The sequence below is a fragment of the Corynebacterium sp. 045007 genome (assembly GCF_040743205.1).
Taxonomy (GTDB): domain Bacteria; phylum Actinomycetota; class Actinomycetes; order Mycobacteriales; family Mycobacteriaceae; genus Corynebacterium; species Corynebacterium jeikeium_D.
In genome coordinates this window covers 58,426-83,800 of record NZ_JBFLKW010000008.1, presented here as the reverse complement: position 1 = coordinate 83,800, position 25,375 = coordinate 58,426, and the positions used below count along the sequence as shown (strand labels likewise).

Here is a 25,375-nt window from a genome sequence, read left to right as displayed (position 1 = left end):
TTCGCCCACACCATATCCCCCACCCCGGATTCAAACCGCTGCGCACCCCGAAAAGCCACCACACTATTCGAACACTATTTCGAACTGGAACCGAAAGAAAATCCCGCCCTACGACGCAAACCTCGTCGTAAAGCGGGAACCGCACTAGAAACCTAGTCGACCGGCTTCATGGAACCGTTTTCGAGGAAACGACGGTGGAAGTCGTAAGAAGTACCCAGGTCATGCGGAGTGTGCAGGTACGGGGTCGCCTTCTCAGCACGCTCGACGTATTCGAGCAGCGCCTCCTTGTACATTGGGTGCGCACACTTCTCAATGACAACGCGGGAACGCTGACGCGGCGCCAGCCCACGGAGGTCAGCCAGGCCCTGCTCAGTGATGATGACCATCACGTCATGCTCAGTGTGGTCAACGTGAGAGACCATCGGCACGATTGCGGAAATATCGCCATTCTTCGCCAGCGACGGCGACACGAAGGTGGAGATATAGGCGTTACGGGTGAAGTCACCGGAACCACCAATGCCGTTCATCATGCGCGAACCAGCTACGTGGGTGGAGTTGACGTTGCCGTAGATGTCAGCCTCAATCATGCCGTTGGTGGTAATCAGCCCCATGCGGCGGACCAGACCCGGGTTATTGGAGATGTCCTGCGGCCGCAGAACGATCTTCTCGCGGTAGTCAGCGGCATTCTCGTTCATACGAGCTGCATATTCAGGAGACAGCGAGAATGCAGTACCGGAAGCCACGGTCAGCTTGTCAGCATCCATCAGGTCGACCATGCCGTCCTGGATAACCTCAGTGAAGGAGGTCAGGTTCTCATACTTGGAGTCGAGCAGACCTGCGAGAACGGCGTTCGGAATGTTACCGACACCCGACTGCATCGGCAGCAGGTTCTCCGGCAGACGACCAGCCTTGACCTCGCCATCGAGGAAGTCGAGCAGGTAGCCAGCAATAGCCTTGGAGTCATCGTCCAACGGCTTGAACGGCGAGTTACGGTCCTCGGCGTTCGTCTCGACGACAGCAACAACCTTATCGACATCGATCTGAACATCCGGAGTACCGATGCGGTCCCCCGGGTTCACAATCGGAATCTCCTTGCGGTTCGGAGGCAGCCCAACACTGTAGATGTCGTGCATACCCTCGAGATCCTCGGACTGCCAGGAGTTGACCTCAATAATGATCTTCTCTGCAGCATTGAGGTAAGAAATGCTGTTACCAACCGAAGAGGAAAGAATCAGGGAGCCATCGGCCTTAATGCGAACAGCTTCGACCACGGCAACATTGACCGGACCAAAGAAGCCCTGCTCAGTCATCGGGCCAGAGTGCGACAGGTGAATATCACTATAGAAGGCATCGCCTGCATTGATACGGTTACGCATTCCCGGGTCGGACTGGTACGGCATACGCCACTCAACACCATTGGCCTTCGCCAGCGCACCATCAAGTTCCGGAGCGGTAGACGCGCCGGTCAAGACCTTAATCTTGAACTCGTCGCCACGCTCGTGAGCGGCCTCCATGCGCTCAGCGAGAGCCGGCGGGACAACCTTTGGGTAGCCAGCACCGGTAAATCCGGCAAAGCCCACCATGTCTCCGTGGTTAATGAACTGCGCCGCCTCCTGCGCGGTCATCACCTTGGATTTGAGACCAGCATGGGCAATACGATCTGACATGAATTCACCTTTCTACATCCCCCAACGCGACTATCGGGGGTAGTGCCTCGAACACCAAAGCACACCCCCAACCCTATCAACGAAGCGGTTAGTGCCTTTCATTCAGATGCCCGAAAGCGCCCCCATTTTAGGCACACTTCACGCGACACTAAAGCCGACTACAACACCGTTTTATGCCCTACGTCACAACTGTCTGACAATAAGCCGTACGACACATTTACGACCCCTCGCCTAACCCAATTCACACACTAGTTATTGATAATCATTTTCAGTACGCTAATCTTGTCGAGTGACTTCTACCGAATTTTCTGATAGCACCACCGAGACCACTCCCGTCACCGTCCTGTCCGGATTCCTGGGCGCCGGCAAGACCACCCTCCTCAACAACCTCCTGGCAAACTCACAGGGGCGCAAAATCGCGGTCATCGTCAACGACTTCTCGGAAGTCAACGTCGATGCCGCCCTCATCGAGCAGGGCACATATCTCGAGCGCGGCGAGGACCGTTTCATCGAAATGTCTAACGGCTGCATCTGCTGCACGCTGCGAGATGACCTCGTGGAAAACGTCGGCAAGCTCGCGCGCAGCGGCAAATTCGAACACATCGTCATCGAATCCACCGGCATCTCCGAGCCCATGCCAGTCGCCGCTACCTTCGAGTGGGAATTCGACGACGGCCGCCGCCTCGCCGACATCGCCCCCATCGACACGATGGTCACGCTCGTCGACGCCTCTACATTCCTCGACAGTCTCCGCCAGGGTCGCGCGCTGCCTGACGACGAACGCACGGTCGCCGACCTCCTCGTCGACCAGGTGGAATTCGCCGATCTCATCCTCATCACCAAATCCGACCTCGCCGGCGAAAAGCTCACCGGCGGTACCGAGGAAACGATCCGCGCAATGAACCCCCGCGCACGCATCGTCCGCGTGACTAACGGCGAAATCGCCACCTCTGCCATTCTCGACGCATCGCTTTACGACGAAGGTACCGCGGCCACTTTCCACGGATATGCAGAAGAACTTGCGAATCCCCACACGCCGGAGACTGAAGAATACGGCATTTCTTCGGTTGTTTTCCGAGGCAATCGACCCTTCGACCGCGAACGACTAATCAAGGCTCTCCGCGGCACAAAGGGGCTCGTACGATCCAAGGGGCACTGCTGGATTTCCGACCGCCTCGAAGTCGCCCACGTGTGGAGTCAGGCGGGGCCGAACCTGAAAATCACCCCTGCCGTCATGTGGGCGCAGACCGATGTCCCACCATCCAATGAGGTCGTACTCATCGGTGTGAAATTTAACCCAGAGGCCACACTGCAAGCGTTCGAGGACGCGATGCTGACCGACGAAGAAGTGCGGGAATTGCTGTAACAAAGCCCCTGGAAGAGCGCCGATAAACGACCCGCTGAAGCGATCAGAGTGTCATAAATCACTTCTCAACCTGCGGGTGTGGCAACACACTGTTAGCGCATGCTAGGTTAGGCGACAAAACTAAAGTCGAACAGTCTATCTAGGAGATGACATGTCTGATCGCATCGCACATGCCGGTTTGCGCGGCAAGGTAATGACCGCCGACGAGGCTGCACAGTTTATCAATCATGGTGATGCCCTCGGCATCTCTGGCTTCACCGGTGCTGGCTACCCGAAGGCCCTGCCGACTGCGCTGGCAAACCGTGGCAAGGAACTTCACGCCAAGGGTGAAGAGTTCGCTGTCGACATCTACACAGGCGCTTCCACTGCCCCAGACTGTGACGGCGTGATGGCAGAAGCTGACATCATCCGCTACCGCATGCCGTACCAGGGCGATCCGGCACTGCGTAAGTCCATCAACTCCGGCAAGGCGAAGTACCAGGACATCCACCTCTCCCACTCCGCGCTGTACATCGAGCAGGGCTTCCTGCCGATTGACGCCGCAATTGTTGAGGTCACTCGTATTACGGAAGATGGACACCTCGTTCCGTCGTCAAGCGTTGGCAACAACGTCGAGTGGATGGACAACGCTGACAAGATCATCATTGAGGTCAACTCGTGGCAGTCCGAGGAACTCGAGGGCATGCACGACATCTACCGCATTCAGCACCTGCCTAACCGCACGCCGGTGCCGATCAACGCTCCGGGTGACCGCATTGGTACCCCTTACATCGACATCAACCTGGACAAGGTTGTCGCAGTTGTCGAGACCAACGCGCCGGACCGCAACTCCCCGTTCAAGCCGTTGGATGAGACCTCGAAGGCCATTGCCGGACACTTCCTCGACTTCCTCGAGGGCGAAGTTCGCGCGGGTCGCCTGGCTTACGACCAGTACATCATGCAGTCGGGCGTCGGTAACGTGCCGAACGCCGTGATGGCGGGTCTGTTGGACTCCAAGTTTGAGAACATCAAGGCCTACACCGAGGTTATTCAGGACGGCATGATCGACCTGATTGACGCAGGTAAGATGACCGTCGCTTCGGCTACCTCCTTCTCCCTGTCTCCGGAAGCGGCCGAGCGTATGAACAACGAGGCTGCTCGCTACCGCGAGAACATCATTCTGCGCCCGCAGCAGATTTCTAACCACCCGGAGGTTGTCCGTCGCGTCGGCCTAATCGCCACCAACGGCATGATTGAGGCCGACATCTACGGCAACGTCAACTCCACCCACATCAACGGCAGCCGCATGATGAACGGCATCGGTGGTTCCGGTGACTTCACCCGTAACGCCTTCGTTTCCTCGTTCATCTCGCCGTCGCTGGCGAAGGACGGTGCGATTTCGACTATCGTTCCGTTCGCTTCGCACATTGACCACACCGAGCACGACGCCATGGTCATCATCACCGAGCGTGGATTCGCTGACCTGCGTGGCCTGGCACCGCGTGACCGCGTGGCGAAGATGATTTCCGTTGCACACCCGGAGTACCAGCCACTGTTGGAGGAGTACTACGAGCGCGCGCTGAAGACCGCTCCGGGCATGTCTACCCCGCACGACCTGCGTACTGCCTTCGACTTCCACGTCAACATGATTGAGAAGGGCTCGATGAAGGGCTAGGCAGTAGGGCTACGGCTGCATAGATCAGCTGGGAAACAAAAATCCCCTCCATGCGGAGGGGATTTTTTCATGCAGTAGAAGCTGCGCTAGAGACTAGCTCTAAAACGCCTAGGCGCTCAGAACTAGTCCAGCTCGAGCTGCAGAGCGTGGGTAGCGGAGATCTCCTCGGTAATCTTTCCGACGAGCTCCTCCGGAACCTCCTTGGAAACGCGCAGCACCAGGATGGCAGTCTGATCTGCTTCCTGCGGAGACAGAGCAGCAGCCTCGATGTTGATACCGGACTCACCCAGGGTGGTAGCAACGCGACCCAGAGCGCCCGGAACGTCCTTGTACAGCAGGAAGAGGTTACGGCCCTGAGCGCGCATGTCGATGCCGCGGCCATTGATACGGACAATCTTCTCGACGCGGTTCAGGCCAGTGAGAGCACCAACGACGGTAGCGGTGGAGCCATCAGCACCGATGACCTTGACCTCGAGAACGGAGCGGTGGGAGACGGATTCCGGCTCGGTCTCGACAGTGAAGGTCACACCGCGCTCTTCTGCGATACGCGGAGCGTTGACGAAAGTGACCGGTTCTTCCACCATGAGAGAGAACAGTCCACGGATTGCTGCCATCCCCAGAACGTTAACGTCCTCAGTGTGCAGCTCACCGCGAGCGGTAACCTCAACAGCGGCCGGAGCACCCTCGAGCAAACCACCAGCAACCAGCCCCAGCTCACGAGCCAGCTCGAGCCACAGGGCCACCTCTTCTCCGACAGCGCCACCGGAAACGTTGACTGCATCCGGGACGAACTCGCCAGCCAGGGCCAGCAGTACGGACTTAGCGACATCGGTACCTGCACGGTCCTGCGCCTCAACGGTGGAGGCACCCAGGTGCGGAGCACAAACAGTTTCCGGCAGACCAAACAGCGGGGAATCCGTGCACGGCTCGGTCGCGTACACGTCGAAGCCAGCACCGCGGATGTTGCCTGCCTTGATCGCGTCGGCAAGCGCCTGCTCGTCGACGAGACCGCCGCGGGCAGCGTTGATGATGATCTGGCCCTTCTTGGCCTTGCCCAGGAGCTCAGCATCGAACATGCCAGCGGTTTCCTTGGTCTTCGGCAGGTGGATGGTCACGAAATCAGCGCGAGCCATCAGGTCTTCCAGCTCAACCAGCTCAACACCGAGCTGAGCAGCACGGGCCGGGTTCGCGTACGGATCGTACGCAATGATGTTGGTCTCGAAAGCAGCGAGACGCTGCGCAAACAGCTGGCCGATGTGACCGAAACCGACGATACCGACGGTCTTGCCGAAGATTTCGACACCCTTGAAGGAAGAGCGCTTCCACTCCCCCTCACGCAGGGACGCGTCCGCAGCCGGCAGCTGGCGAGCGGTGGCCAGCAGCAGTGCGATTGCGTGCTCACATGCAGAGTGAATATTAGAGGTCGGAGCGTTGACAACCATGACGCCGCGCTTGGTAGCGGTATCGATGTCGACGTTATCCAGGCCAACGCCGGCGCGACCGACAATCTTCAGATTCGGAGCAGCCTCGAGGACTTCCTGATCCACGGTGGTAGCGGAGCGGACGAGAAGTGCGTCAGCATCACCAACCGCAGCCAGGAGCTCAGCGCGGTTCGGGCCATCTACCCAACGGACCTCAACGGAATCCCCCAATGCGTCCACAGTGGACTGTGCCAGCTTGTCGGCGATGAGGACAACGGGGCGAGCGTTCTGGCTCACAAGCATCTCCTGGTTTGTCTCGAAAAGTTTATGCAGTATGTGCGGTGTCACTTAAGAAAACTACTAAAGCGTGCACGCGCATTACGTCTCATCATAAACTCTGGGGGTGAGACACGGGGGGACTTACCTAAGCAAAACGGCGCTTACTACCCTTTGTTTAGGGAGTAAGCGCCGTTGCCCCCGACATTCAAGTCGGCAAATATTTCGCGTTATATTTTTATTTCTGCTGGTCTATAACCTACTGGTACGTAACCAACCACGGACGCGGCTCGATGTTCATGGTCTCCTCAGGAGTAAACATCGGCTGATCCTCGTCGATGAAGTTCTTCCACGCTTCGAAAATCTCCGGCTGCAAATCCTGCAGCATGACGTTCCAGGTCTCAAACTTCTCCTGCGCGGTGCCATGGCCGTCGGCATGCAGAACGAATGCGAGCTCCGGGTGCGACAGATCCAGCGTCTCGCGGTCGCGAATCATCTGTAGCTGGAACTGGTGCAGCATCAGCATCTTCTGCGGAAGGTTGTTCTTACGAGTCAGCTCAGCCAGCCAATCAGCAACGCGGTTGACTTCTTCAGCCTTAACGTGACCAACCTGGGTCGCCGGAACCTGCCCCGGTTCCATCTTCCACTCCGGGTCCAGCGCCAGACCGACGTTTGGCATCTTCAGCAGTTCTTCGTAGAACTTGGCCTGGTCCAGGAAGTCCGCACTACCCGGCTGCAGGTCGATGATGACGTAGCCGCCGGCCTTGGTCATGGCCTCGACGTACGGCTTCAGAGTCTCAACCGGAGCTGGCTCGGAGTAGTCACCGCGTGGACCCGGGTCAGCCTGCGCGACCGAAGCGATAATCTCGAAGGCCGGCAGTACCGGGTCATCGGCGAACTTCTCGTACTGCTTGACGTAGTCCTTCGCACGTGCGACGGCATCCTCCGGATCATCCTCGCCCATCACGCCCAATGGAGCGACACCTGGGTGACCATACGTTGCAATCAGATGACGACCGGGGAACAGCAGTGTGCCTCCACCTGGCAGCTCCTTAACCTTGTCATCTTTGGCAAGCTCGATGGACTGATCAAACTTGTCCTTATCGCCGAAAACCTTACCCAGAGCAATCAGGGACTCGCCGTCGCGAGCAGCGGAAATCGACTCAGAGGTAGCACGCGCGTCGCCCACCGGCAACCAACTGACCTTCAGGCCAGCGGCACGGGCCGTAGCAATGGAGGCCAAACCGGTACCCGGTGCGGCCAGTGCCAATGTGTCCTTGACCTCCTTCGGAGATCCCTTCGGCAGGGTGACGCTCTCCTGTCCCTTGTCGTCCTGCCCATCGCTGGCGCGATCCTGAGCCTCCTGGTTGGCTGCCCCATCCTTCGTTGCATCGCCCTCGACGACAGTTGGCTTCTCCGGATCCATCTCAACGACAGCGCGAGTCGGCTTCGACTCCGTCTCCTTGAGAACCTTAAACTCGGTACCGACGAGCTCCTTAAGGCCATCGGTCGTACCCGGATCCGCAATGATCTGACGGCCCTCTTCCCCAGTCAGGTCAACTGCCCCCACAGTAAGGACTGTCTTTGCGCCCAGGCGGTCAATCTCTTTTTCCACATCGGCGATATCGGCGCCGGTATCACGGCCACGAGCATCCTTCTTCGGGCTCTTGGCAGTAGTGTCATCTTCCGCATCTTCGGCAGAACCAGCCACTAGCATCGGCAGACCAGCAGCAACCGCGATGCCTGCCGCCCTACGCTGCTCAGCAGAGCCAGCCGAGGAAACGACAACCGCTTCCGAACTGTCGATCAGGCTTTCCGACGCTGCGATGTCGTCGCTAAGCACCGTCGATTCAGCGTCCACCTTCTTCGTGGAAACAGCGCTGTCGGAATTTCCACACGCGACCAAGGCGCTTGACCCCAACGCCAGGCTGACCGTCAGGGCAACGGTTGCCGTCACGCGCCGCGTCATTGCGGATACTCGCACATTTACCTCCGTGAAATGATTTGATTTCAACGATTAGACTATCGAACGTCTTTGTTGAGGGAGACCTTTCAACCCAGATTAGAACCCCGGATAGGACTGGGGCTACACCCGTTTGGCAGTAGTTGCTTTTGGCTCAGACGTTTATCCCACACGTCTACCCCACACGGTTCAGTGAAAGAATACTAGTGAGAGAGATACGAAAAGGGCCTCATCACGGCGGTGAAGCTCAGTGATGAAGCCCTACTTCGCGAACAAGCGGGGGATTCGCTTAAGCAACAAACTTAGGCAGTCTCAGCGCGAGCGTCGACCTTAACCCAGCTCATCAGGTCGCGCAGCTTGGAGCCGACCTCTTCAATCTGGTGGTTGTTGTAGGAAGCGCGCAGGTCCTCGAGCTCCTTGTTGCCGCCCTCGACGTTGGCAATCAGGCGCTTGGTGAAGGTGCCGTCCTGAATGTCAGACAGAATCTCGCGCATGTGCTGCTTGGTATCAGCGGTAATAACGCGCGGGCCAGACAGGTAGCCACCGAACTCAGCGGTGTCGGAGACCGAGTAGTTCATGTTGGCAATACCACCCTCGAACATCAGGTCAACAATCAGCTTCAGCTCGTGCAGGCACTCGAAGTATGCCATCTCCGGCTCGTAGCCAGCTTCAACCAGAACCTCGAAACCGACCTTGACCAGTTCCTCGGTGCCACCACAGAGAACAGCCTGCTCACCGAAGAGGTCGGTCACAGTCTCTGCCTCGAAGGTGGTCGGGATAACGCCAGCGCGGGCGCCACCGATAGCTGCAGCGTAGGACAGAGCCAAGTCGCGGCCCTCGCCCTTCGGGTCCTGGTCAACGGCAATCAGGCACGGAACGCCCTTGCCATCGACGAACTGACGACGAACCAGGTGACCCGGGCCCTTCGGAGCAACCATACCGACGGTGATGTTGTCAGCCGGCTTGATGAGGTCGAAGTGGATGTTCAGACCGTGGCCGAAGAACAGCGCGTCGCCGTCCTTCAGGTTCGGCTCGATGTCCTCGCTGTAAACCTTTGCCTGGGTGGTGTCCGGAACCAGCACCATAATGACGTCTGCCCATGCAGCGGCATCTGCGTTGGACTTAACCTCGAAGCCAGCTTCCTGAGCCTTCACAGCGGACTTGGAGCCTTCACGCAGACCGATAACAACCTCGACACCGGACTCGCGCAGGTTCTGAGCGTGAGCGTGGCCCTGGGAACCGTAGCCCAGGATGGCAACCTTACGTCCCTGGATGATGGACAGATCAGCATCGTCGTCGTACAGCAGTTCAATAGCCATTAAAGTTAGCCTCTTTTCGAATCGGATTCGTTAAAAATCTTAGCGTTTAGTTGTTAGCGGGCCTGGAGCATCGGCTTCGGCCCACGTGCCATTGCGACGGTACCGGACTGAATGAGCTCACGGATACCAAACGGCTCGAGGACCTCCAGCAGGGCTACAAGCTTCGAGCGCTCACCCGTCGCCTCAATGATGACAGACTCTTGAGAAACGTCCACCACACGGGCACGGAAGAGATTGGCGGCATCGACTACCTGCGGACGATTGGTGTTGTCGCAGGAAACCTTCACCATCAGCAGTCCGCGCGACACCATGGTCTCTGGGGGCTGGCGGACCACTTTCAGCACGGGCACCAGCTTGTTCAGCTGCTTAGTAATCTGTTCGATCGGCAGCGTCTCCGTCTCAACCACGACGGTGATGCGGTTGACTCCCTCGGTCTCAGTTTCACCCGAGGTAATCGACTGGATGCTGAAACCTCGGCGGGTGAACATGCCCGCAATGCGGACCAGAATACCCGGCTCATCGAGGGTCAACACGGATAGAGTGTGCAGTTCAGCCATTTTGGGACTCACTTCCTGTTGCTTCGGATCCCGATTAGCGGGTCTTCATGGACGGGTGGTTAGCGTCGGGCTGCTTCGCGGCGTCCTCGGAGTTGTCCACAACAGTGCCGTGGATGTCAGCCGGGGCCTCAGCTGCTGAATTCTCATCGTTGAACAGCGGGCGCAGACCGCGGGCGTATTCGACCTCATCATTGGACTTGCCAGCTGCCACCATCGGCCACACCTGAGCATCCTCACCGACAATGAAGTCAATAACCACCGGTCGGTCATTAATCTCGCGTGCCTTCTTAATCGCCGCCGCGACATCTTCCTTCTTGGTCACGCGGATCGCCACGCAGCCAAGCCCCTCGGAGAGCTGGACGAAGTCCGGCAGGTAGGAGTTGTCCTCCGGGCGCAGCTTGGTGTTGGAGTAGCGCTGATCGTAGAACAGCGTCTGCCACTGACGAACCATGCCCAGATTACCGTTGTTAATCAAGGCAACCTTGATGGGAAAACCTTCCATTGCACAGGTGGTCAGCTCTTGATTGGTCATCTGGAAGCAACCATCACCGTCGATGGCCCAGACTTCCTTTTCTGGAGCAGCCGCCTTGGCACCCATCGCAGCCGGGATTGAGTAGCCCATCGTGCCGGCACCACCGGAGTTAAGCCAGGTGCGCGGGTTCTCGTACTGGACGAACTGCGCTGCCCACATCTGGTGCTGGCCGACGCCAGCGGCATAGATGGCCTCTGGACCAACGATGTCGGACAGAGTCTGAATTACAAACTGCGGAGCGATTGCACCATCAGCGGGCTCTTCCCACCCGAGGGGGAACTCGTCGCGGAGACCGTCGAGAAGCTTCAGCCAGTCGGCAATCTGCGGGCGACTAAGACCGAGCTTGGTGTAGGACTCGCTAAGTGCGGCAAGGACCTCGCGGGCATCGCCGACGATGGGAACATCAACTTCGCGGAGCTTGCCAATCTCTGCCGGGTCAATGTCGGCGTGGATTACCTTCGCGTTCGGCGCGAAGGAATTCAGATCACCGGTAACACGGTCGTCGAAACGCGCGCCAATAGTGATGAGCAGGTCGGACTTCTGCAGAGCAGCGACGGCTGACACCTTGCCGTGCATGCCCGGCATACCCATGTGCAGCGGGTGCGAGTCCGGGAATGCGCCGCGAGCCATCAGCGTGGTCACGACCGGAACCCCAGTCTGCTCGGCGAACTCGACCAGCTCCTTGGAAGCATCGGCCTTAATGACGCCACCACCGATGTAGAGCACCGGACGCTTTGCCGCAGCAATCATCTCAGCGGCTTCGTCGATCTGTCGCTGGTGCGGGGTTGTCACCGGACGGTAACCCGGCAGGTTGATCTCCGGTGGCCAGGTGAAGTCGATCATCGTGTTCTGGAGGTCCTTCGGGACATCGACCAGAACCGGACCTGGACGACCAGAAGAAGCCAGGTGGAATGCCTCAGCGAGCGCGCGCGGGATGTCCTCAGCTTCGGTGACCATGAAGTTGTGCTTCGTAATCGGCATGGTCACACCGCGGATGTCAGCCTCCTGGAAAGCGTCAGTACCCAGCAGCGGGCGACCGACCTGACCAGTGATAGCGACAACCGGAACGGAGTCCATCTGAGCATCCGCGAGCGGGGTCACCAGGTTAGTAGCACCCGGGCCGGAAGTCGCGATACAGACACCAACCTTGCCGGAAACCTGCGCGTAACCAGTGGCAGCGTGGCCAGCTCCCTGCTCGTGGCGCACCAGGACGTGACGAAGCTTCTCCGAGTCATAAATCGGATCGTAGAGCGGAAGCACTGCACCACCGGGAATACCGAAGGCTACCTCGACACCAAGCTCTTCAAGGGATCGGACAATGGCTTGTGCACCAGAAATTCGCTCGGGGGCGCTGGTGCGCGCCTTAGCCGCGAATTGGGCGGGCGATGGGGTGTGCTGCTCGTGCGCGTTCACGATTTCGCTCCTGGATCATGGTGGGCAACTACTCAACACACATTCACGCAAAGAAGCTACGAATGTGGCGTTGGCTACAACCCTAACGTCCACATAGTGAGAAGTCAATCCCGTCAATTGGACACGCCATCCGTATCACACCCCGAGCACCCACCCGATTCCAACGAGAACCCCGCCCCAACTTTGGGAATCACTCTACCCAGAAACTCTCCGACCACGACCCCGGGGACACCCAAGCCTGCACACCCGAGCCCTACACGCCCAAGCCCCGCAAGCCCCAAGTCCAAAGCTCGTCTTTATGCATAATTCTTTACCTTTAAACTCAGCGCATATTAAGGCGAACGACCTACGGTGGATGGCATGGAATTCTTGCAATACATGTTGTTACGGACATGGCAATGGGTGGCCAATAACGGCCTTGCCATCGCATGTCTGGCCATTCTGCTAATTCTTGTTCCCCGCATCCGACGTTTCGTTCTGGCAATTGCGGACGGAAACATCTCCTCTTCAGAGGAGCAGTCCAAGGGACGGCGCGCACTGATTGGCGCTGTGGTTTACATCGTCGAAGTCATTGCATACTTCGTCTTAATCATCGCGATTCTGTCGAAATTCGGAATCTCACTGACCGCCGCCGCTATCCCCGCGACGGTTGTTTCCGCCGCTGTTGGTTTTGGCGCACAGGGAGTCATCGCCGACTTCCTTGGCGGATTGTTCATCATCGCCGAGAAGCAGTACGGCATTGGCGACTGGGTTGAGTTCCATGCCCCTTCGGGCACCGTGCAGGGTGACGTGGTCAATATGACATTGCGCGCCACCACCATCCGCACCCTCAACGGCGAGGAAATTATCGTGCCGAACTCCGAGGCACGCATGTGTATCAACTACTCCTCACAGTGGTCCCGTGCTGTTGTTGAAGTTCCCGTACCGATGACCGCCGGTGGCTCCATTAAGGACCTGGAAGAGCGCACTGTCGCCGCCGCCAAGAGTGCCATCGCACTGGACTCCGTCAAGGATGCAGTTCTCTCCGAGATCAAGCTGCAGTCCTCCACGGAGCTCAATCCGCCGACGGTTATGGGCCTGCCGTGGACCGTCACTATGCGCTTGATTGTCGACTGCAAACCGGGCGACCAATGGCTGATCGAGCGCGCCATCCGCGCCGCAGTCATCGACACTTGGTGGGATGACTACGGCGAGCGCGCCCAACAGACCCCGTTTGCTCCCGCCGAAGAAATCACCGGTCATGTCCGCGATGTCACGATGATCGAACAGCTTAGGCAGGCCGATGCTAAGCAAGAGAAGAAACAACAGCTTGACGACGGCGACAGCGCTCCAACCGAAGTTGTCGAAGCGGTAGCGGACACTACTGCCCAGCCGGATACCGCAGAAACCAAACTGATGGAAACTCAGACCGTCGATAAGCAAGACGGGAACGAGCGATCCGACCTGCCGCATGCGGGTGCTGACCTCGATGATGCTCGACGCGAGCAGGAGGACAGCGGAAGCAACAACGCCATCCGCAAGCTGGTTAGCCACCCTGACTGGAAGACGCTCACGACGCGCCAGAAGATCCGGCGAATCCTCTCTGCAGGTGGACGTGCTCGCGTTTCGACAATCATGCTCTTGGCAACCCTAATTGTCCTCGGCGTTTTGAATCTCATGACGGTCGAGACCGAGGGCGGTCCGTCCGGATGGTTGGCACCGAGCAGGTGGAGCGATCGGGTAACGACGCAGGAAGAGGACCCGGAAAAGTCGTCAGCTCCGCAGTCATCGAACCAGCCGACTAGCACTACACAGAGTGTGCAGCCCACCGAGACTTCGCAGCAGACTCAGACGCCACAGAATCAGCCGTCCGAGACTTCACAGCAGCCTCAGAGCACGCAGAACCGCGCACCTTCGACCGCCACCTCCACCGAGCCGGACTCTGACCAGAGCAACACCGACAACGAGAGCTCTGGCGGATCACAGTCGACAGACTCCACTAACAACACGGAACCGAACTCCGCTGATACGCAATAACGCGCAACCGCCCACCGTGCATTGGCGAATCCGAACTACCCGCTACAATCAAAGGCCATGACTGACTCGACTCCACAGCCAAAAATTGCGACGCAGCGATTTCGCCCACAGAAGACGCATCTGTTCATCGTTGCGTTCATGCTCGTGCTGTGTGTAATTGCCACCGGTTTTGCCCCGTGGCTGGCCGTTACCTTCCTGGCACCGTTGATTTATACGCTTTGGATTTTCCGAGTACGCACCACTGTGGGACCACGCGGTATCACCGCGGTGTACCTATTGGCCAAGCGCCGCTCGGTGCCCTGGAGCGAATTTGCGGGCATCTTCTTCAACAAGGGCGGTCGCGCCTTTGCAGTGACCAAGTCCGATGAGCGCATCGCCCTGCCGGCCATCTCTTTTAATTCGCTACCGGAGTTGAAGGAAGCCACCGGCGGTCTGATTCCAGATCCGATTGCTTCGGCTCGCATGGCGGAAAATGACAAGGTCGAGGTTTTCGACCGCGATGGCTACTCGGTAATGAAGAAGGTCAGTGAGGTTGAGGCCGATGCCAAGGCTAAAAGCACTAAGGCCAAAGGTGCCAAGCCTAAAGGTGACACCACTGCCGAGTAACATATAAGCAGTCCACAAAGCCCCTAAATCTCATTATGCGGACACCAGTGACCACGAAATGAGACATTAGGGGCTTTTTGTGATTAATATGGATAATTAATTACCTTGCACCCTATCTAGGAAGGGCAGCCCCCATGATTCCCCTTCGCTCTAAAGTCACCACTGCCGGCCGTAATGCTGCAGGTGCGCGTTCCCTATGGCGCGCAACTGGCATGACCGATAGCGACTTCGGCAAGCCGATTATCGCAATTGCAAACTCTTACACTCAGTTCGTTCCGGGGCACGTGCACCTGAAGGACGTTGGCGACATCGTCGCAGAAGCTGTGACCGCAGCAGGCGGTGTCCCCCGTGAGTTCAGCACCATTGCTGTCGATGACGGAATTGCGATGGGGCACGACGGCATGCTCTACTCGTTGCCGTCCCGTGAGATTATTGCTGACTCTGTGGAGTACATGGTCAACGCTCACACCGCTGACGCATTGGTCTGTATTTCCAACTGTGACAAGATCACGCCGGGCATGCTCAATGCGGCTCTGCGTCTGAATATCCCGGTGGTCTTCGTTTCCGGCGGGCCGATGGAATCGGGATCTTCGGTTGTTATCGATGGCGTCGTCAAGCCCGGCTCTGACCTCATCTCGGCTATTTCTGCATCCGCGAACGACAAGGTCGATGACAAGAATCTACTCGACATCGAGCGCTCGGCGTGCCCGACCTGCGGATCGTGCTCGGGTATGTTCACCGCAAACTCGATGAACTGCCTGACCGAGGCCCTCGGCCTGTCCCTGCCGGGCAACGGTTCTACCTTGGCGACTCAGCAGGCCCGTCGCGATTTGTTCACCCGCGCCGGTGAACTGATTGTGGACCTGGCGAAGAGCTACTACCACGATGGTGACGAGTCCGTGCTGCCGCGCAACATCGCCAACCGCGATGCCTTTGTCAACGCAATGACGCTCGACGTTGCCATGGGCGGTTCCACCAATACCGTGCTGCACATTCTCGCTGCCGCACAGGAGGGCGAGATCGACTTCGAGCTCTCTGACATCGACGCCATTTCCCGCCGCGTGCCTTGTCTGTCCAAGGTGGCACCGAACTCGGACTACTACATGGAGGACGTCCACCGCGCCGGCGGTATTCCAGCCATCCTCGGCGAACTGCGCCGCGCGGGCCTGCTGCAAATGAATGTCCGCTCCGTTCACTCCCCATCTCTGGAGGAGCACCTGGACAACTGGGATATCCGCGGCGGCAAGGCCACTGACGAAGCGATTGAACTGTTCCACGCAGCCCCTGGCGGTGTCCGCACCACCGAGCCGTTCTCCACTTCCAATCGCTGGGAGAGCCTGGATACGGACTCCGTAAATGGCTGCATCCGCGACTTCGACCACGCCTACACGAAGGAAGGCGGTCTGTGTGTCCTGCGCGGCAACATCGCCGAGGACGGCGCTGTCCTGAAGACCGCGGGTATCGGCGAGGATCAGTTCCACTTCGAAGGCACCGCTCGTGTCGTAGAGAGCCAGGAAGAGGCTGTCTCGGTCATCTTGAACCGCACCTTGCAGCCGGGCGAAGTTCTCTTTGTCATCTACGAGGGTCCTTCCGGCGGCCCGGGCATGCAGGAGATGCTGCACCCGACCGCATTCATCAAGGGCGCTGGCCTGGGTAAGGTCTGTGCACTGGTCACCGATGGTCGCTTCTCCGGCGGTTCCTCCGGACTGTCTATCGGCCACGTTTCCCCGGAGGCCGCTGCCGGCGGTGCAATCGGTCTCGTCCGCAACGGCGACCCGGTGTACATCGATGTCGCTGAACGACGCCTCGAGATTCAGGTGTCCGACGAGGAGCTGGCCGCTCGCCGCGATGAGGAGCTCAAGCGCGACAAGCCGTTTACACCGCACAAGCCGCGTCCGCGCAAGGTGTCCAAGGCGCTGCGCGCATACGCCAAGATGGCGTCCAGTGCGGATAAGGGCGCGGTTCGCATTGTCGACTAGCTAGATCAAACCCGCTTAAAGGCCTGTGCTTACCGCACGGGCCTTTGGCGTTTCTAGGGTAGCTTTGCGCCCAGTCTTCCGCGTGGGCTTCACCAAATCCCGGCACTCGACGTCGGCAATCCCCTCAGCGACGTCCTCGGTGTGTGCATTTTTGCCACCCTCGGTAATGGCCGCCATTACATATCCGGGGCCAAAAACAACGGAAGAGTGCCACGAACGCCGGTTGGACCAGCCCATCTTCGCGCCTTCAGAACCGGGCAGGCCGGCAAGACCAAAATTCTGTCGATAGCCATCGGCAGCAATCGGCGACCAGTGTCGCATCGCCTCAAGCACCTCAGAATTAGGATGCTTCAGACGGAGCTGGGAAATAAAAGACACCACATCTTCCGCGGTGGTCCTCGATACTCCCCACTTTTCTCCGCCGGAGGTGTTGAACAGGCCGTACTCGGTCGCAACGGAATCGACCGATTCCGGGTACTTCCGGTAGAAGTCGGCTGCCAAATCGTCGTCGGAGCGCGAAATCATCTTTTCGACGCGCTCGGCATCGTCGGCAGTGCCGTGTTCGAGCACATACTGACCGATATACAACTTAATCAGGGATAGCGCCGGCAGCGGGCGTTGCGATGCCTGGCTGCTGTACCCCACGCCCACCGGTTCGTAGCTCACCGCCATTTGCGTGCGTGGGTCAACCTCAATCAACCCTTCGGCGTTGAGGTCCATGCGTGGCAGACTCACCTGATGTGTCGCCCAGACGCTTGCCGACGAGACGGAGGCTGCAACCTCACTGTGCTCGTCGGCAGCAGCTGTCGACGGTGAGTGGATCGACGTTGTCGCGCCTATCGAAGACATGAAAAAGACCACCGCGAGGGTGGTCTTTAGTGCGTGTCTCGACTTTGGCATAGGGGGCATTGTACCCCGGCCCTAACCGAGAACCTAGTTTAGGTCGCTCGACTGTTTGTGTAGCCGCGAGCCGCCTTAGCCAACAAACGGCAGCGTGCCGGTCGTCAGCCACCACAGGCCAATTGCTGCGGCGATGGACAGAATTCCGAAGATCCACGACGATGCCAGTGGTCGACGAGCCCAGCCGCGTCCGAAGTCGATGCCGATGCGGCCTGGGCCGGTGAACTGCAAGCCAAGCGCCATGGCGGTCATCAACAGCTGTAGTTGGAGGTTACTGGAGTCCTGGCCAACGATATTCACACCATTGGCAGAGGTAGCCACATCAAACATGCTGAGGTAGGCGGACAATGCCAGCGCCAACGCCGCGGCCAGCGGTGTCGCGAGACCCAAGATAAGCAGGGCACCCGCGATAAGCTGAACCGTTGGGATGGCAGTGGCCATTACAGGGCCGAGAGCAAAGTTGTTCTGGCTAAACTGTGTCTCCAGCGCAGTGGTGCCACCGGAGTTGCCCCAGCCGAGCAGCGTTGTCAGACCATGGACCAGCAGTAGCGCACCCAATCCAAGACGCAGCAGCAGAAGGCCGAAATCGGTGGTGCCGCGACGGTGCTCCGGTTCGTTGTCGTCGTAAAAGTCCGTGTCTTCATCGTCGTCAGCAGCGGCGGTAGTCGTAGCAGCAGTTGCCCCGGCGGCCCCTACGCCTGCTCCTGCAACACCAGCGGCACCAGCGGCACCAGCGGTATCGCGAGAGGCAGCCGGTTCAGCGAAATCCGATTCATCGAAATACTGAGTCTCAGCTGCGGAATTGCGTGAAGAGTCATAGGTCGGCTCTGCCTCATCGTCGAATGCTGGCTGTGCTTCCGACTTATTTGCAGTAGCTCCCGCTGCGGACGCTCCTGCCGCTTCAGAAGCCGAGAAGGCTTGCGTCGGCTGGCTGAAATCCTCGTCTGAATCAACGCGCTCACTACGAGCCGGCTGCTCAAAGATTTCGGTCGCCTCCGGCTCCGGGGCTACCTCCGACTCTTTATCGGCCGCGGGTGCCAATTCAGCTTCGGCCTGTTCATCCCGCGGCGAAGGCTTACCGGCAGGGCTAATCACCTGAGGTGCCGTGCGGCCTGCAGCGGCGTAGGCGTCGTAGCGCTTCTTCGGGGCTTCCTGAGCTTCAGGCTCCGGCTCGGGGCTCGGCTCGACCTCTGTCTCTGCCGCTGTCTCTGATGCAGCGGCGGATTCCGGCGGTAGGTTTTCTTGGTCTACCTCCGCCTCCGGCTCCTCATCTACGCGCTTTTCCGGCACACCCGGAAAAATCTGCGTTGCGGTGTTGTCGCTGTCATCGCGGTTGGTTTCTTCGTTCATTGGCTCAGCGAGCTTGCGGTAGGTCGGGACGTCGAGATCGTCATCGAATCCGTCCTCCACATTCTCGAGGGCGCGGTCGTTCGGGTACTTCTCTGAGTCGCTCACATCGTCCACATTAAAACTACTGCCTCACTTTTGGTCGCAGGCGTGGCCGGGAAACGAGGCTGTATTGTGTATGCCTATGGGATTCCACCTCGTCCACACCAGCAGTGCACAGGCTCGCGCTCGCGGGCGGCATCGTCGTGCTGCACTCGCTGCTGGTGTTGTCGGGATGGTCTCTCTTTCCGGCTGCATGAGTGCCTCGAGCGCGCTTGAGTTGCCGTTTACTGAAGACAAGTCAGAACCGACAGGCATTGCCATGCCGAAGTTTTCCTCCCCTGATTTGCCCTCTACCCCGGTCCCGACCACGGAAAGCAAAGCCAAAGACAAAGGTCCCTGCGACCTCGACGATGTCACTCTCGCGGCCTGCCTACCGCTTACCACCGCGCTAGCCTCAACCGGCCCTGGGGAGGCTCTCGTCGCCACCGACGACGGTGCGCTCACCGTTGTCGCACCGGGTAAGAGACCGCGTGAGGTCGCACGGTTGGGCGCCCCTGCAAAACAGTTGCTGCCCAGTCCCTCGGTTGAAGAGGACCGCCAGGTCTTTGTTTTGCGTGACGACGACACCATCGCGCGCGTCACCCTCGTGGAGGGCGGCACCGCTGATGTGCGCGAACTTCCGGACCTCAGCGAGCCCGGCATTCTCGGAATCTATTTTGACCGAACTTCGGACACCCTGTCCCCGCGCAAATTGCTCGTGGGAGATCCAGGCATTGAGTTTCAGCAGTTCTGCCATGGTCCGGACGGAATGCCGCCGTTGGCAACCGCCATTCTCGACGGCACCCCACAGCTGGTTCAGCTCACCGGCCCTGTGATTAATCCCCTCGGCGGTGTGGACCTGAACGATTCCATCGGTGGATGCGCAGTGATGGGTGACCGCGTGGTCATTGCCATCCCAGACGCGCAGAAGGTCATCTCCATGCCGGTGGGTCCGAAGTCAAGTGGGCCCGACGCGGCGTGGGAGGTCAAGGGTTCCCCTGAAGTGCTTGTCGACGGCGACTTCGGCCACATCTCGTATGTAGCGGCTGTCGCAGCAAATCAGGGTATTGAAGTTTGGGGTGCCACGACCAACAAAACCGCCGGGGCACAACCGTCGGAGTCCGACGAGCGCGTCGTCAGACTGCCGAGCGATGGTGCCGCCGGCGGTTCCCCGGATTAGCTTTCAGGGAGGCTAGCTCAGCTTCTTCGCAATCAGCTGGTTGACCTGAGCCGGGTCTGCCTTGCCGCGGGTGGCCTTCATGACCTGCCCCACGATGGCACCGACGACCTTCTTGTTGCCAGCTCGGTACTTCTCGACGATGTCCGGGTTAGCAGCCAGTGCATCGTCGACGGCCTTCTCAATAGCACCGTCGTCGCGAACGACCTCCAGGCCACGGGCAGCAACGACCTCATCAACATCGCCCTCGCCTGCGAGCACGCCGTCAACGGCCTTACGGGCCAGCTTGTTGGTCAGCTTGCCCTCTTCAATCAGTGCAATCACGCGGGCGACCTGTGCCGGAGTAATTGCGAGCCCAGCCAGCTCCACGCCTGCCTCGTTGGCCTTCTGCGCCAAGTAGGCGACCCACCAGGAACGAGCCTCAGCTGGGCCGGCACCGGCTTCGACGGTGTCGACAATCAGGTCGAGTGCGCCGGCGTTAACCAGGTCGCGCATTTCCTCGTCCTTCAGACCCCACTCTTCCTGGATGCGAGCGCGGCGAACCCACGGCAGCTCCGGCAGAGTTGCGCGGATTTCCTCCACCCACTCACGCGGAGCGATAACCGGTGGCAAATCCGGGTCGTTGAAGTAGCGGTAGTCCGACTGCGACTCCTTCGGGCGGCCCTTAGAAGTCGTACCGTCGGTCTCCTGGTAGTGGCGTGTTTCCTGAACGATCTCCTCGCCATTGGTAATCGCAGCAGCCTGGCGCTGCATCTCGTAGCGAACAGCCTGTTCAACCGACTTCAGGGAGTTGATGTTCTTAGTCTCGGTACGAGTACCGAACTCCTCCTGGCCAATTGGGCGCAGGGAAACGTTGGAGTCCACACGCATCGAGCCCTGGTCCATGCGGGCATCGGAGACACCGAGGGACTTCACCAGGTCACGCAGTGCAGAAACGTACGCACGAGCAACCTCTGGGGCTCGCTCCCCTGCACCGAGAATCGGCTTAGTCACAATCTCGATCAGCGGAATACCTGCGCGGTTGCAGTCCACCAGCGAACGCGTGGCGCCGTGAATACGACCATCGGCACCGCCCAGGTGCGTCAGCTTGCCGGTGTCTTCTTCCATGTGAGCGCGCTCGATTTCGACACGGAACTCCGTGCCGTCGTCAAGCTGAACGTCAAGATATCCGTCGTAGGCGATTGGCTCGTCGTACTGCGAAATCTGGTAGTTCTTCGGCTGGTCCGGGTAGAAGTAATTCTTGCGCGCGAAGCGGGAGGACTCAGCAATCTCGCAGTTCAGCGCCAGGCCAATCTTGATGGCCCACTCAACGCCCTGACGGTTAACCACGGGCAGCGCGCCCGGCAGGCCGAGGCTGCAGGGATCGACGTTGCTATTCGGCTCGGCACCAAAGTTGGCCGAGGAGGAGGAGAACATCTTGGTATTCGTCGAGAGCTCGACGTGAACCTCCATGCCCATTACCGGGTCAAAACGTTCGAGGACCTCATCAAAGTCCATCAAGTCATCAGCGTATGCAGCGGTCATGTTTGTAGAGTCTACTAGCGATGGCCCCGCGTGCGTGCCCTAGGGTATAAGTCGTGCCCGGAGTTAACGAACACCCACCGATTCCACCGACGTCAGCACGCGATACGCCAACGTTCCGCGACGCCGCTGACCGCCACCGCGCAGGCGCTACTTTCGACAACGACCTGCAGGAAAGCGCCGACGGCGCCTCGGGCTACCACCGCGTGCGTCCCGGATATCCTCCAGCGGTCATCGATACGTTGACCCGCCTTGCACCGCGCCCACAGGTAGTCGCCGATATCGGCGCCGGCACTGGAAAACTCACCGCCTCGCTTGCCGACGTCTACCGCGATGCCACCCTGCTGGCACTCGATCCCTCCACCGCGATGCGGCAAGCTCTGATGCACAATGTGCCAGCGGCGGAATGCCTGAACGGTACTGCGGAGCGCATGAGACTGGAGTCCGACAGCGTCGATGTAGCAACATGTGCGCAGACGTGGCACTGGGTGGACCCGACAGCTGCAAGTAAAGAACTCGCTCGGGTGTTACGTGCGGATGGCGTGGCTATGTTGGTCTGGAACACCTTGGATGTCTCCGTACCGTGGGTGCATCGGCTCAGCCGCATCATGCACGCCGGCGACGTGTTGCGCCCCGGCTTCTACCCCGAGGTTGGTCCAGAGTTGGAGTTAGTCGATGAGGTACGCCTGGCCTGGGAACAGACTCTGACTATCGAGGACATCGTGTTGCTGGCACGGACACGTTCCTACTGGCTTCGTTCCAAGCCCGCCACACGCGCCAAGGTGGAGGCGAACTTGCACTGGTATCTCCACGAACACTTGGGGCACACATACGAAGAAGGCATCGCCCTTCCCTACCGGTGCGATGCCTTCTATTTTCGAGCTGCCTAAATCTTCAAGTTGCCTAGTCGCGCTAGTTAATTTTCTTTCTTCGACTTAGGGTGAGCCACGCGCTTGAATGCATTCTTAGTCTGTCCTGCCAATTTCTTCGGAGCGGTGTCTACGGCCTCGCCTGGGAAGGAGTTCTTCGCAGTCTCGCGAGGATTGTCCGCGTCAGAGGCCTCTTCAATTTCGGAGAGCTTCTCCAGCCGCTCATTGTCCTTTTCTACGATGCGCTCGGCGTCATCCTCAGTGAAGTCCACGTTATCGTCGCTGACCAATTCCTCGACGATGTCATCGCGAACGCTTTCCTGAAGGTCGACGTTGGAAATGTTGGAGTTAGCCAAAGCTCGATCGAGCTTCTTCTGATCCGCGGTGGTGAACTTTTTGTTCGGATGCATCTTCCGGCGAGCGAGCTTGCGGATACGGCCGCGGCGCTTCGACTCCTCCATCAGCTTGTTACGTCCAGTCAAGTACGCACCACACAGAACAACGATGAGAGCAATACCGACGTATCCAAGGGCCGGGTAGATGGAGCCGACCAAAGCCTTGAACCCGAAGAAACTCAGGCCAAAACCAATCAGCACGGTCACGATAAACACCAAGCGGAAGCGGTGCGGAGTATTGCGCGTCAGGCGGCGGCCCAGCGCGTAGAACATGCCAATGGCCGTGTTGAAAATCATGGCGTAGATGATGATCGCCATCACGGTACCCAGGACCGGGTGGATTTCATTGACGATTGCCAGAGTCGGCATATCCTCATGGCCAACGTCCTTGACCTTGAAGAAGAGGGCAAAGGTCACCAGGGTCAGCAGACCTGCGTAGATGCTGCCGCCCATGAGACCACCGATGCCAGCTTCGCGCGGGTTCAGGTAGCTACCGCCGATGACGATGGACATCGACACGGCCACCATCACGCAGAAACCAACATAGTTCAGGGCAGAAATAGACCAGTGCGGCAGCGATGTCGACAGTTCATTGGTGTACTGCGCAGCCTCCGACATCGACGTGTCGGTGGTGAACAGAGTGTAGATACCGGCACCAAGCAAGAACACGATGATGAACGGAGTGATCATGCCAATCACGCGGCTGACCTTGTCGGCATCCAGCATGCCGACACCCAATGTCAGGGCAACCATGATGACGGCACCAATCCACACCTCAAGTCCGAACTGCTGGTTCAAGTTCGCACCGGCACCGGCGAACATGACGAAGCCGGTACAGAACAGCGTGATCATCACGGCGATATCCAAAATCTTCGAAACCCAATTGCGGGTGATTACGTCGAAGACCTCGGAGTGTTCGTCAGCCTGCAAATAGCTGGCAATTGACAGTACCGCCAGACCACTGGCAATCATCACGACGGAGGCAAGTATCACACCCCACAGTCCGTTGGTGCCGAATGCCACGAAGTACTGCATCATTTCCTGGCCGGAGGCGAATCCGGCACCGACAGTTAGGCCGACAAAGGCCATTGCAATTGTTGTGGCTCTTTTCCACATAGCGAGAAAATCCTAAATATTCTTCTATTTTTCAAAAAAACTGGAACCCTATAAAACATACTGCCCGGGCTGGTGATTGAAACACCAACCCGGGCCGTACGCCTATTTCGTTATGAAGATGTGCCGAAATGTTTAGCAAAGCGTGCTTAACCAACGCATTTAGCCAAACAGCGCAGCAGCTGCGCGGTAACGCCCCTCAGGTACAACCTTCAACTCTGAGACCGCATCATCGATGTCGATACGCTGAATGTCCTCGCCGTGGAGAGCAACAATCTTGCCGAAATCGCCCTCGTGGACCGCACGGGTCGCGTGGATACCGTAGCGGGTAGCCAGTACGCGGTCGTACGCAGTAGGCGTACCGCCACGCTGAATGTGGCCAAGCACCGTGGTGCGCACGTCGTACCCGGTGCGCTTCTTAATCTCCGCACCAATAACCTGACCAATGCCGTTGAAGGTTTGGTGGCCGAACTGGTCGACACCGCCCTCTTCGTAATCCATGGTGCCCGGCTTCGGGGTGGCGCCCTCGGCGACGACGATGATGCCGTACTTCTCGCCCATCTGGAAACGGCGTTCCATCGACTTCACAATCTCATTGATGTCGAATGGCTTTTCCGGAATGACAATGTGGTGAGCACCACCGGCCATACCCGCATGCAATGCAATCCAGCCCACGTGTCGGCCCATGACCTCAACAATCATGACGCGCTGGTGGGATTCCGCGGTGGTGTGCAAACGGTCAACCGCGTCGGTGGCAACGGCCACTGCAGTGTCGAAACCGAAGGTGTAGTCCGTACCGTTGACGTCATTATCAATGGTCTTCGGAACACCGACGACCGGCACCCCGTTGTCCGAAAGCCACTTGCCGGCCTTCAGCGTGCCTTCGCCACCGATTGGAATCAGGGCATCGATGCCCGCATCAGCGAGGTTTTCCTTGATGCGGTCGAGGTTGGACATGAGAATGTCCGGGTGCACGCGGCCGGTGCCCAGCATCGTGCCGCCACGCAGCAGCATGCGGTCAATCCGCTCGTCGTCGTAAAGCTGAACCCTACGGTCTTCCATAAGACCAATCCAACCGTCCTCAAAGCCGACAACGGTTGAGCCGTACTCACTCGAGCTGGTACGGACAATTGCACGGATAACGGCATTCAGACCGGGACAATCTCCACCGGAGGTAAGGGTCGCAATTCGCATGATGCCCAC

Annotated in this window: 18 protein-coding genes; 7 read left to right on the top strand and 11 right to left on the bottom strand. The window is 58.7% G+C overall.

The features are described from left to right. Positions 1-152: 152 nt before the first annotated feature. Positions 153-1,667, bottom strand: a complete 1,515-nt coding sequence (locus AB1Z34_RS05890) for an acetyl-CoA hydrolase/transferase family protein (RefSeq protein ID WP_367158046.1) — start codon at positions 1,665-1,667, stop codon at positions 153-155. Between the two features lie 289 nt (positions 1,668-1,956). Here AB1Z34_RS05890 and AB1Z34_RS05885 point away from each other — a divergent pair, with 289 nt between their 5' ends. Together AB1Z34_RS05885 and AB1Z34_RS05880 are read left to right on the top strand one after the other, a co-directional pair. After that, positions 1,957-3,033 carry a GTP-binding protein gene (locus AB1Z34_RS05885; protein ID WP_049172106.1) on the top strand — a complete coding sequence of 359 codons (1,077 nt, stop codon included), beginning with the start codon at positions 1,957-1,959 and terminating at the stop codon, positions 3,031-3,033. Positions 3,034-3,184: 151 nt separating this feature from the next. Then, positions 3,185-4,687: an acetyl-CoA hydrolase/transferase family protein gene (locus tag AB1Z34_RS05880; RefSeq protein ID WP_048735346.1), complete on the top strand. Its 1,503-nt coding sequence runs from the start codon at positions 3,185-3,187 to the stop codon at positions 4,685-4,687. 122 nt (positions 4,688-4,809) lie between these two features. Here the strand turns inward: AB1Z34_RS05880 and serA are convergent, their stop codons facing one another. The 5 genes from serA to AB1Z34_RS05855 all read right to left on the bottom strand — a co-directional run bounded on the left by serA (position 4,810) and on the right by AB1Z34_RS05855 (position 12,168). Next, positions 4,810-6,405: a phosphoglycerate dehydrogenase gene (gene serA / locus AB1Z34_RS05875; protein ID WP_016422498.1), complete on the bottom strand. Its 1,596-nt coding sequence runs from the start codon at positions 6,403-6,405 to the stop codon at positions 4,810-4,812. 238 nt (positions 6,406-6,643) lie between these two features. Continuing rightward, positions 6,644-8,368: a hypothetical protein gene (locus AB1Z34_RS05870; RefSeq protein ID WP_049172104.1), complete on the bottom strand. Its 1,725-nt coding sequence runs from the start codon at positions 8,366-8,368 to the stop codon at positions 6,644-6,646. 281 nt (positions 8,369-8,649) lie between these two features. Further along, positions 8,650-9,666, bottom strand: coding sequence for a ketol-acid reductoisomerase (gene ilvC, locus AB1Z34_RS05865; protein WP_038628558.1), 1,017 nt, complete (start codon positions 9,664-9,666; stop codon positions 8,650-8,652). Between the two features lie 53 nt (positions 9,667-9,719). Then, on the bottom strand, positions 9,720-10,223 hold the full coding sequence (gene ilvN, locus AB1Z34_RS05860; RefSeq protein ID WP_048735338.1) for an acetolactate synthase small subunit: 504 nt from the start codon (positions 10,221-10,223) through the stop codon (positions 9,720-9,722). A 34-nt stretch (positions 10,224-10,257) separates the two neighbouring features. Next, complete coding sequence (locus tag AB1Z34_RS05855) at positions 10,258-12,168, bottom strand: acetolactate synthase large subunit (protein ID WP_049172103.1); 1,911 nt, start codon at positions 12,166-12,168, stop codon at positions 10,258-10,260. 360 nt (positions 12,169-12,528) lie between these two features. Between AB1Z34_RS05855 and AB1Z34_RS05850 the strand changes: the two genes are divergently transcribed. The 3 genes from AB1Z34_RS05850 to ilvD all read left to right on the top strand — a co-directional run bounded on the left by AB1Z34_RS05850 (position 12,529) and on the right by ilvD (position 16,769). Continuing rightward, a complete protein-coding gene (locus AB1Z34_RS05850; protein ID WP_367158045.1) occupies positions 12,529-14,184 on the top strand; it encodes a mechanosensitive ion channel family protein in 1,656 nt (551 codons plus the stop codon). A 57-nt stretch (positions 14,185-14,241) separates the two neighbouring features. Further along, on the top strand, positions 14,242-14,790 hold the full coding sequence (locus tag AB1Z34_RS05845) for a PH domain-containing protein (protein WP_224433173.1): 549 nt from the start codon (positions 14,242-14,244) through the stop codon (positions 14,788-14,790). Between the two features lie 134 nt (positions 14,791-14,924). Continuing rightward, a complete protein-coding gene (gene ilvD / locus AB1Z34_RS05840) occupies positions 14,925-16,769 on the top strand; it encodes a dihydroxy-acid dehydratase (RefSeq protein ID WP_272707877.1) in 1,845 nt (614 codons plus the stop codon). Positions 16,770-16,784: 15 nt separating this feature from the next. Here ilvD and AB1Z34_RS05835 read toward each other — a convergent pair whose 3' ends face one another. Together AB1Z34_RS05835 and AB1Z34_RS05830 are read right to left on the bottom strand one after the other, a co-directional pair. After that, positions 16,785-17,669: a hypothetical protein gene (locus AB1Z34_RS05835; protein ID WP_367158044.1), complete on the bottom strand. Its 885-nt coding sequence runs from the start codon at positions 17,667-17,669 to the stop codon at positions 16,785-16,787. A 75-nt stretch (positions 17,670-17,744) separates the two neighbouring features. Continuing rightward, complete coding sequence (locus AB1Z34_RS05830) at positions 17,745-19,124, bottom strand: DoxX family membrane protein (protein ID WP_246823178.1); 1,380 nt, start codon at positions 19,122-19,124, stop codon at positions 17,745-17,747. A gap of 76 nt (positions 19,125-19,200) precedes the next feature. On the opposite strand from AB1Z34_RS05830, the gene AB1Z34_RS05825 reads away from it, so the two are divergent. Beyond that, positions 19,201-20,277 carry a glucose dehydrogenase gene (locus AB1Z34_RS05825; protein ID WP_367158042.1) on the top strand — a complete coding sequence of 359 codons (1,077 nt, stop codon included), beginning with the start codon at positions 19,201-19,203 and terminating at the stop codon, positions 20,275-20,277. Positions 20,278-20,289: 12 nt separating this feature from the next. On the opposite strand, the gene gatB is transcribed toward AB1Z34_RS05825, so the two are convergent. Further along, entirely contained in the window at positions 20,290-21,798 is a 1,509-nt protein-coding gene (gatB, locus tag AB1Z34_RS05820) for an Asp-tRNA(Asn)/Glu-tRNA(Gln) amidotransferase subunit GatB (protein WP_367158040.1), read from the bottom strand. A gap of 53 nt (positions 21,799-21,851) precedes the next feature. On the opposite strand from gatB, the gene AB1Z34_RS05815 reads away from it, so the two are divergent. Further along, on the top strand, positions 21,852-22,685 hold the full coding sequence (locus tag AB1Z34_RS05815; RefSeq protein WP_367158039.1) for a class I SAM-dependent methyltransferase: 834 nt from the start codon (positions 21,852-21,854) through the stop codon (positions 22,683-22,685). A gap of 26 nt (positions 22,686-22,711) precedes the next feature. Here the strand turns inward: AB1Z34_RS05815 and AB1Z34_RS05810 are convergent, their stop codons facing one another. Both AB1Z34_RS05810 and AB1Z34_RS05805 read right to left on the bottom strand, forming a co-directional pair. Continuing rightward, the gene (locus AB1Z34_RS05810) at positions 22,712-24,175 is read right to left on the bottom strand and encodes a hypothetical protein (RefSeq protein WP_070643889.1); all 1,464 of its coding nucleotides are present in this window, start codon (positions 24,173-24,175) and stop codon (positions 22,712-22,714) included. Positions 24,176-24,334: 159 nt separating this feature from the next. Further along, positions 24,335-25,366 carry an ATP-dependent 6-phosphofructokinase gene (locus tag AB1Z34_RS05805; RefSeq protein ID WP_005509630.1) on the bottom strand — a complete coding sequence of 344 codons (1,032 nt, stop codon included), beginning with the start codon at positions 25,364-25,366 and terminating at the stop codon, positions 24,335-24,337. Positions 25,367-25,375: the final 9 nt, after the last annotated feature.

Bases quoted from the DNA above. Each gene is read 5' to 3' on its own strand.
- AB1Z34_RS05890 (WP_367158046.1), bottom strand. From the start codon at position 1,667: ATGTCAGATCGTATTGCCCATGCTGGTCTCAAATCCAAGGTGATGACC.
- AB1Z34_RS05880 (WP_048735346.1), top strand. From the start codon at position 3,185: ATGTCTGATCGCATCGCACATGCCGGTTTGCGCGGCAAGGTAATGACC.
- ilvC (WP_038628558.1), bottom strand. From the start codon at position 9,666: ATGGCTATTGAACTGCTGTACGACGACGATGCTGATCTGTCCATCATC.
- ilvN (WP_048735338.1), bottom strand. From the start codon at position 10,223: ATGGCTGAACTGCACACTCTATCCGTGTTGACCCTCGATGAGCCGGGT.
- AB1Z34_RS05850 (WP_367158045.1), top strand. From the start codon at position 12,529: ATGGAATTCTTGCAATACATGTTGTTACGGACATGGCAATGGGTGGCC.
- AB1Z34_RS05845 (WP_224433173.1), top strand. From the start codon at position 14,242: ATGACTGACTCGACTCCACAGCCAAAAATTGCGACGCAGCGATTTCGC.
- ilvD (WP_272707877.1), top strand. From the start codon at position 14,925: ATGATTCCCCTTCGCTCTAAAGTCACCACTGCCGGCCGTAATGCTGCA.
- AB1Z34_RS05835 (WP_367158044.1), bottom strand. From the start codon at position 17,669: ATGCCAAAGTCGAGACACGCACTAAAGACCACCCTCGCGGTGGTCTTT.
- AB1Z34_RS05825 (WP_367158042.1), top strand. From the start codon at position 19,201: ATGGGATTCCACCTCGTCCACACCAGCAGTGCACAGGCTCGCGCTCGC.
- gatB (WP_367158040.1), bottom strand. From the start codon at position 21,798: ATGACCGCTGCATACGCTGATGACTTGATGGACTTTGATGAGGTCCTC.
- AB1Z34_RS05810 (WP_070643889.1), bottom strand. From the start codon at position 24,175: ATGTGGAAAAGAGCCACAACAATTGCAATGGCCTTTGTCGGCCTAACT.
- AB1Z34_RS05805 (WP_005509630.1), bottom strand. From the start codon at position 25,366: ATGCGAATTGCGACCCTTACCTCCGGTGGAGATTGTCCCGGTCTGAAT.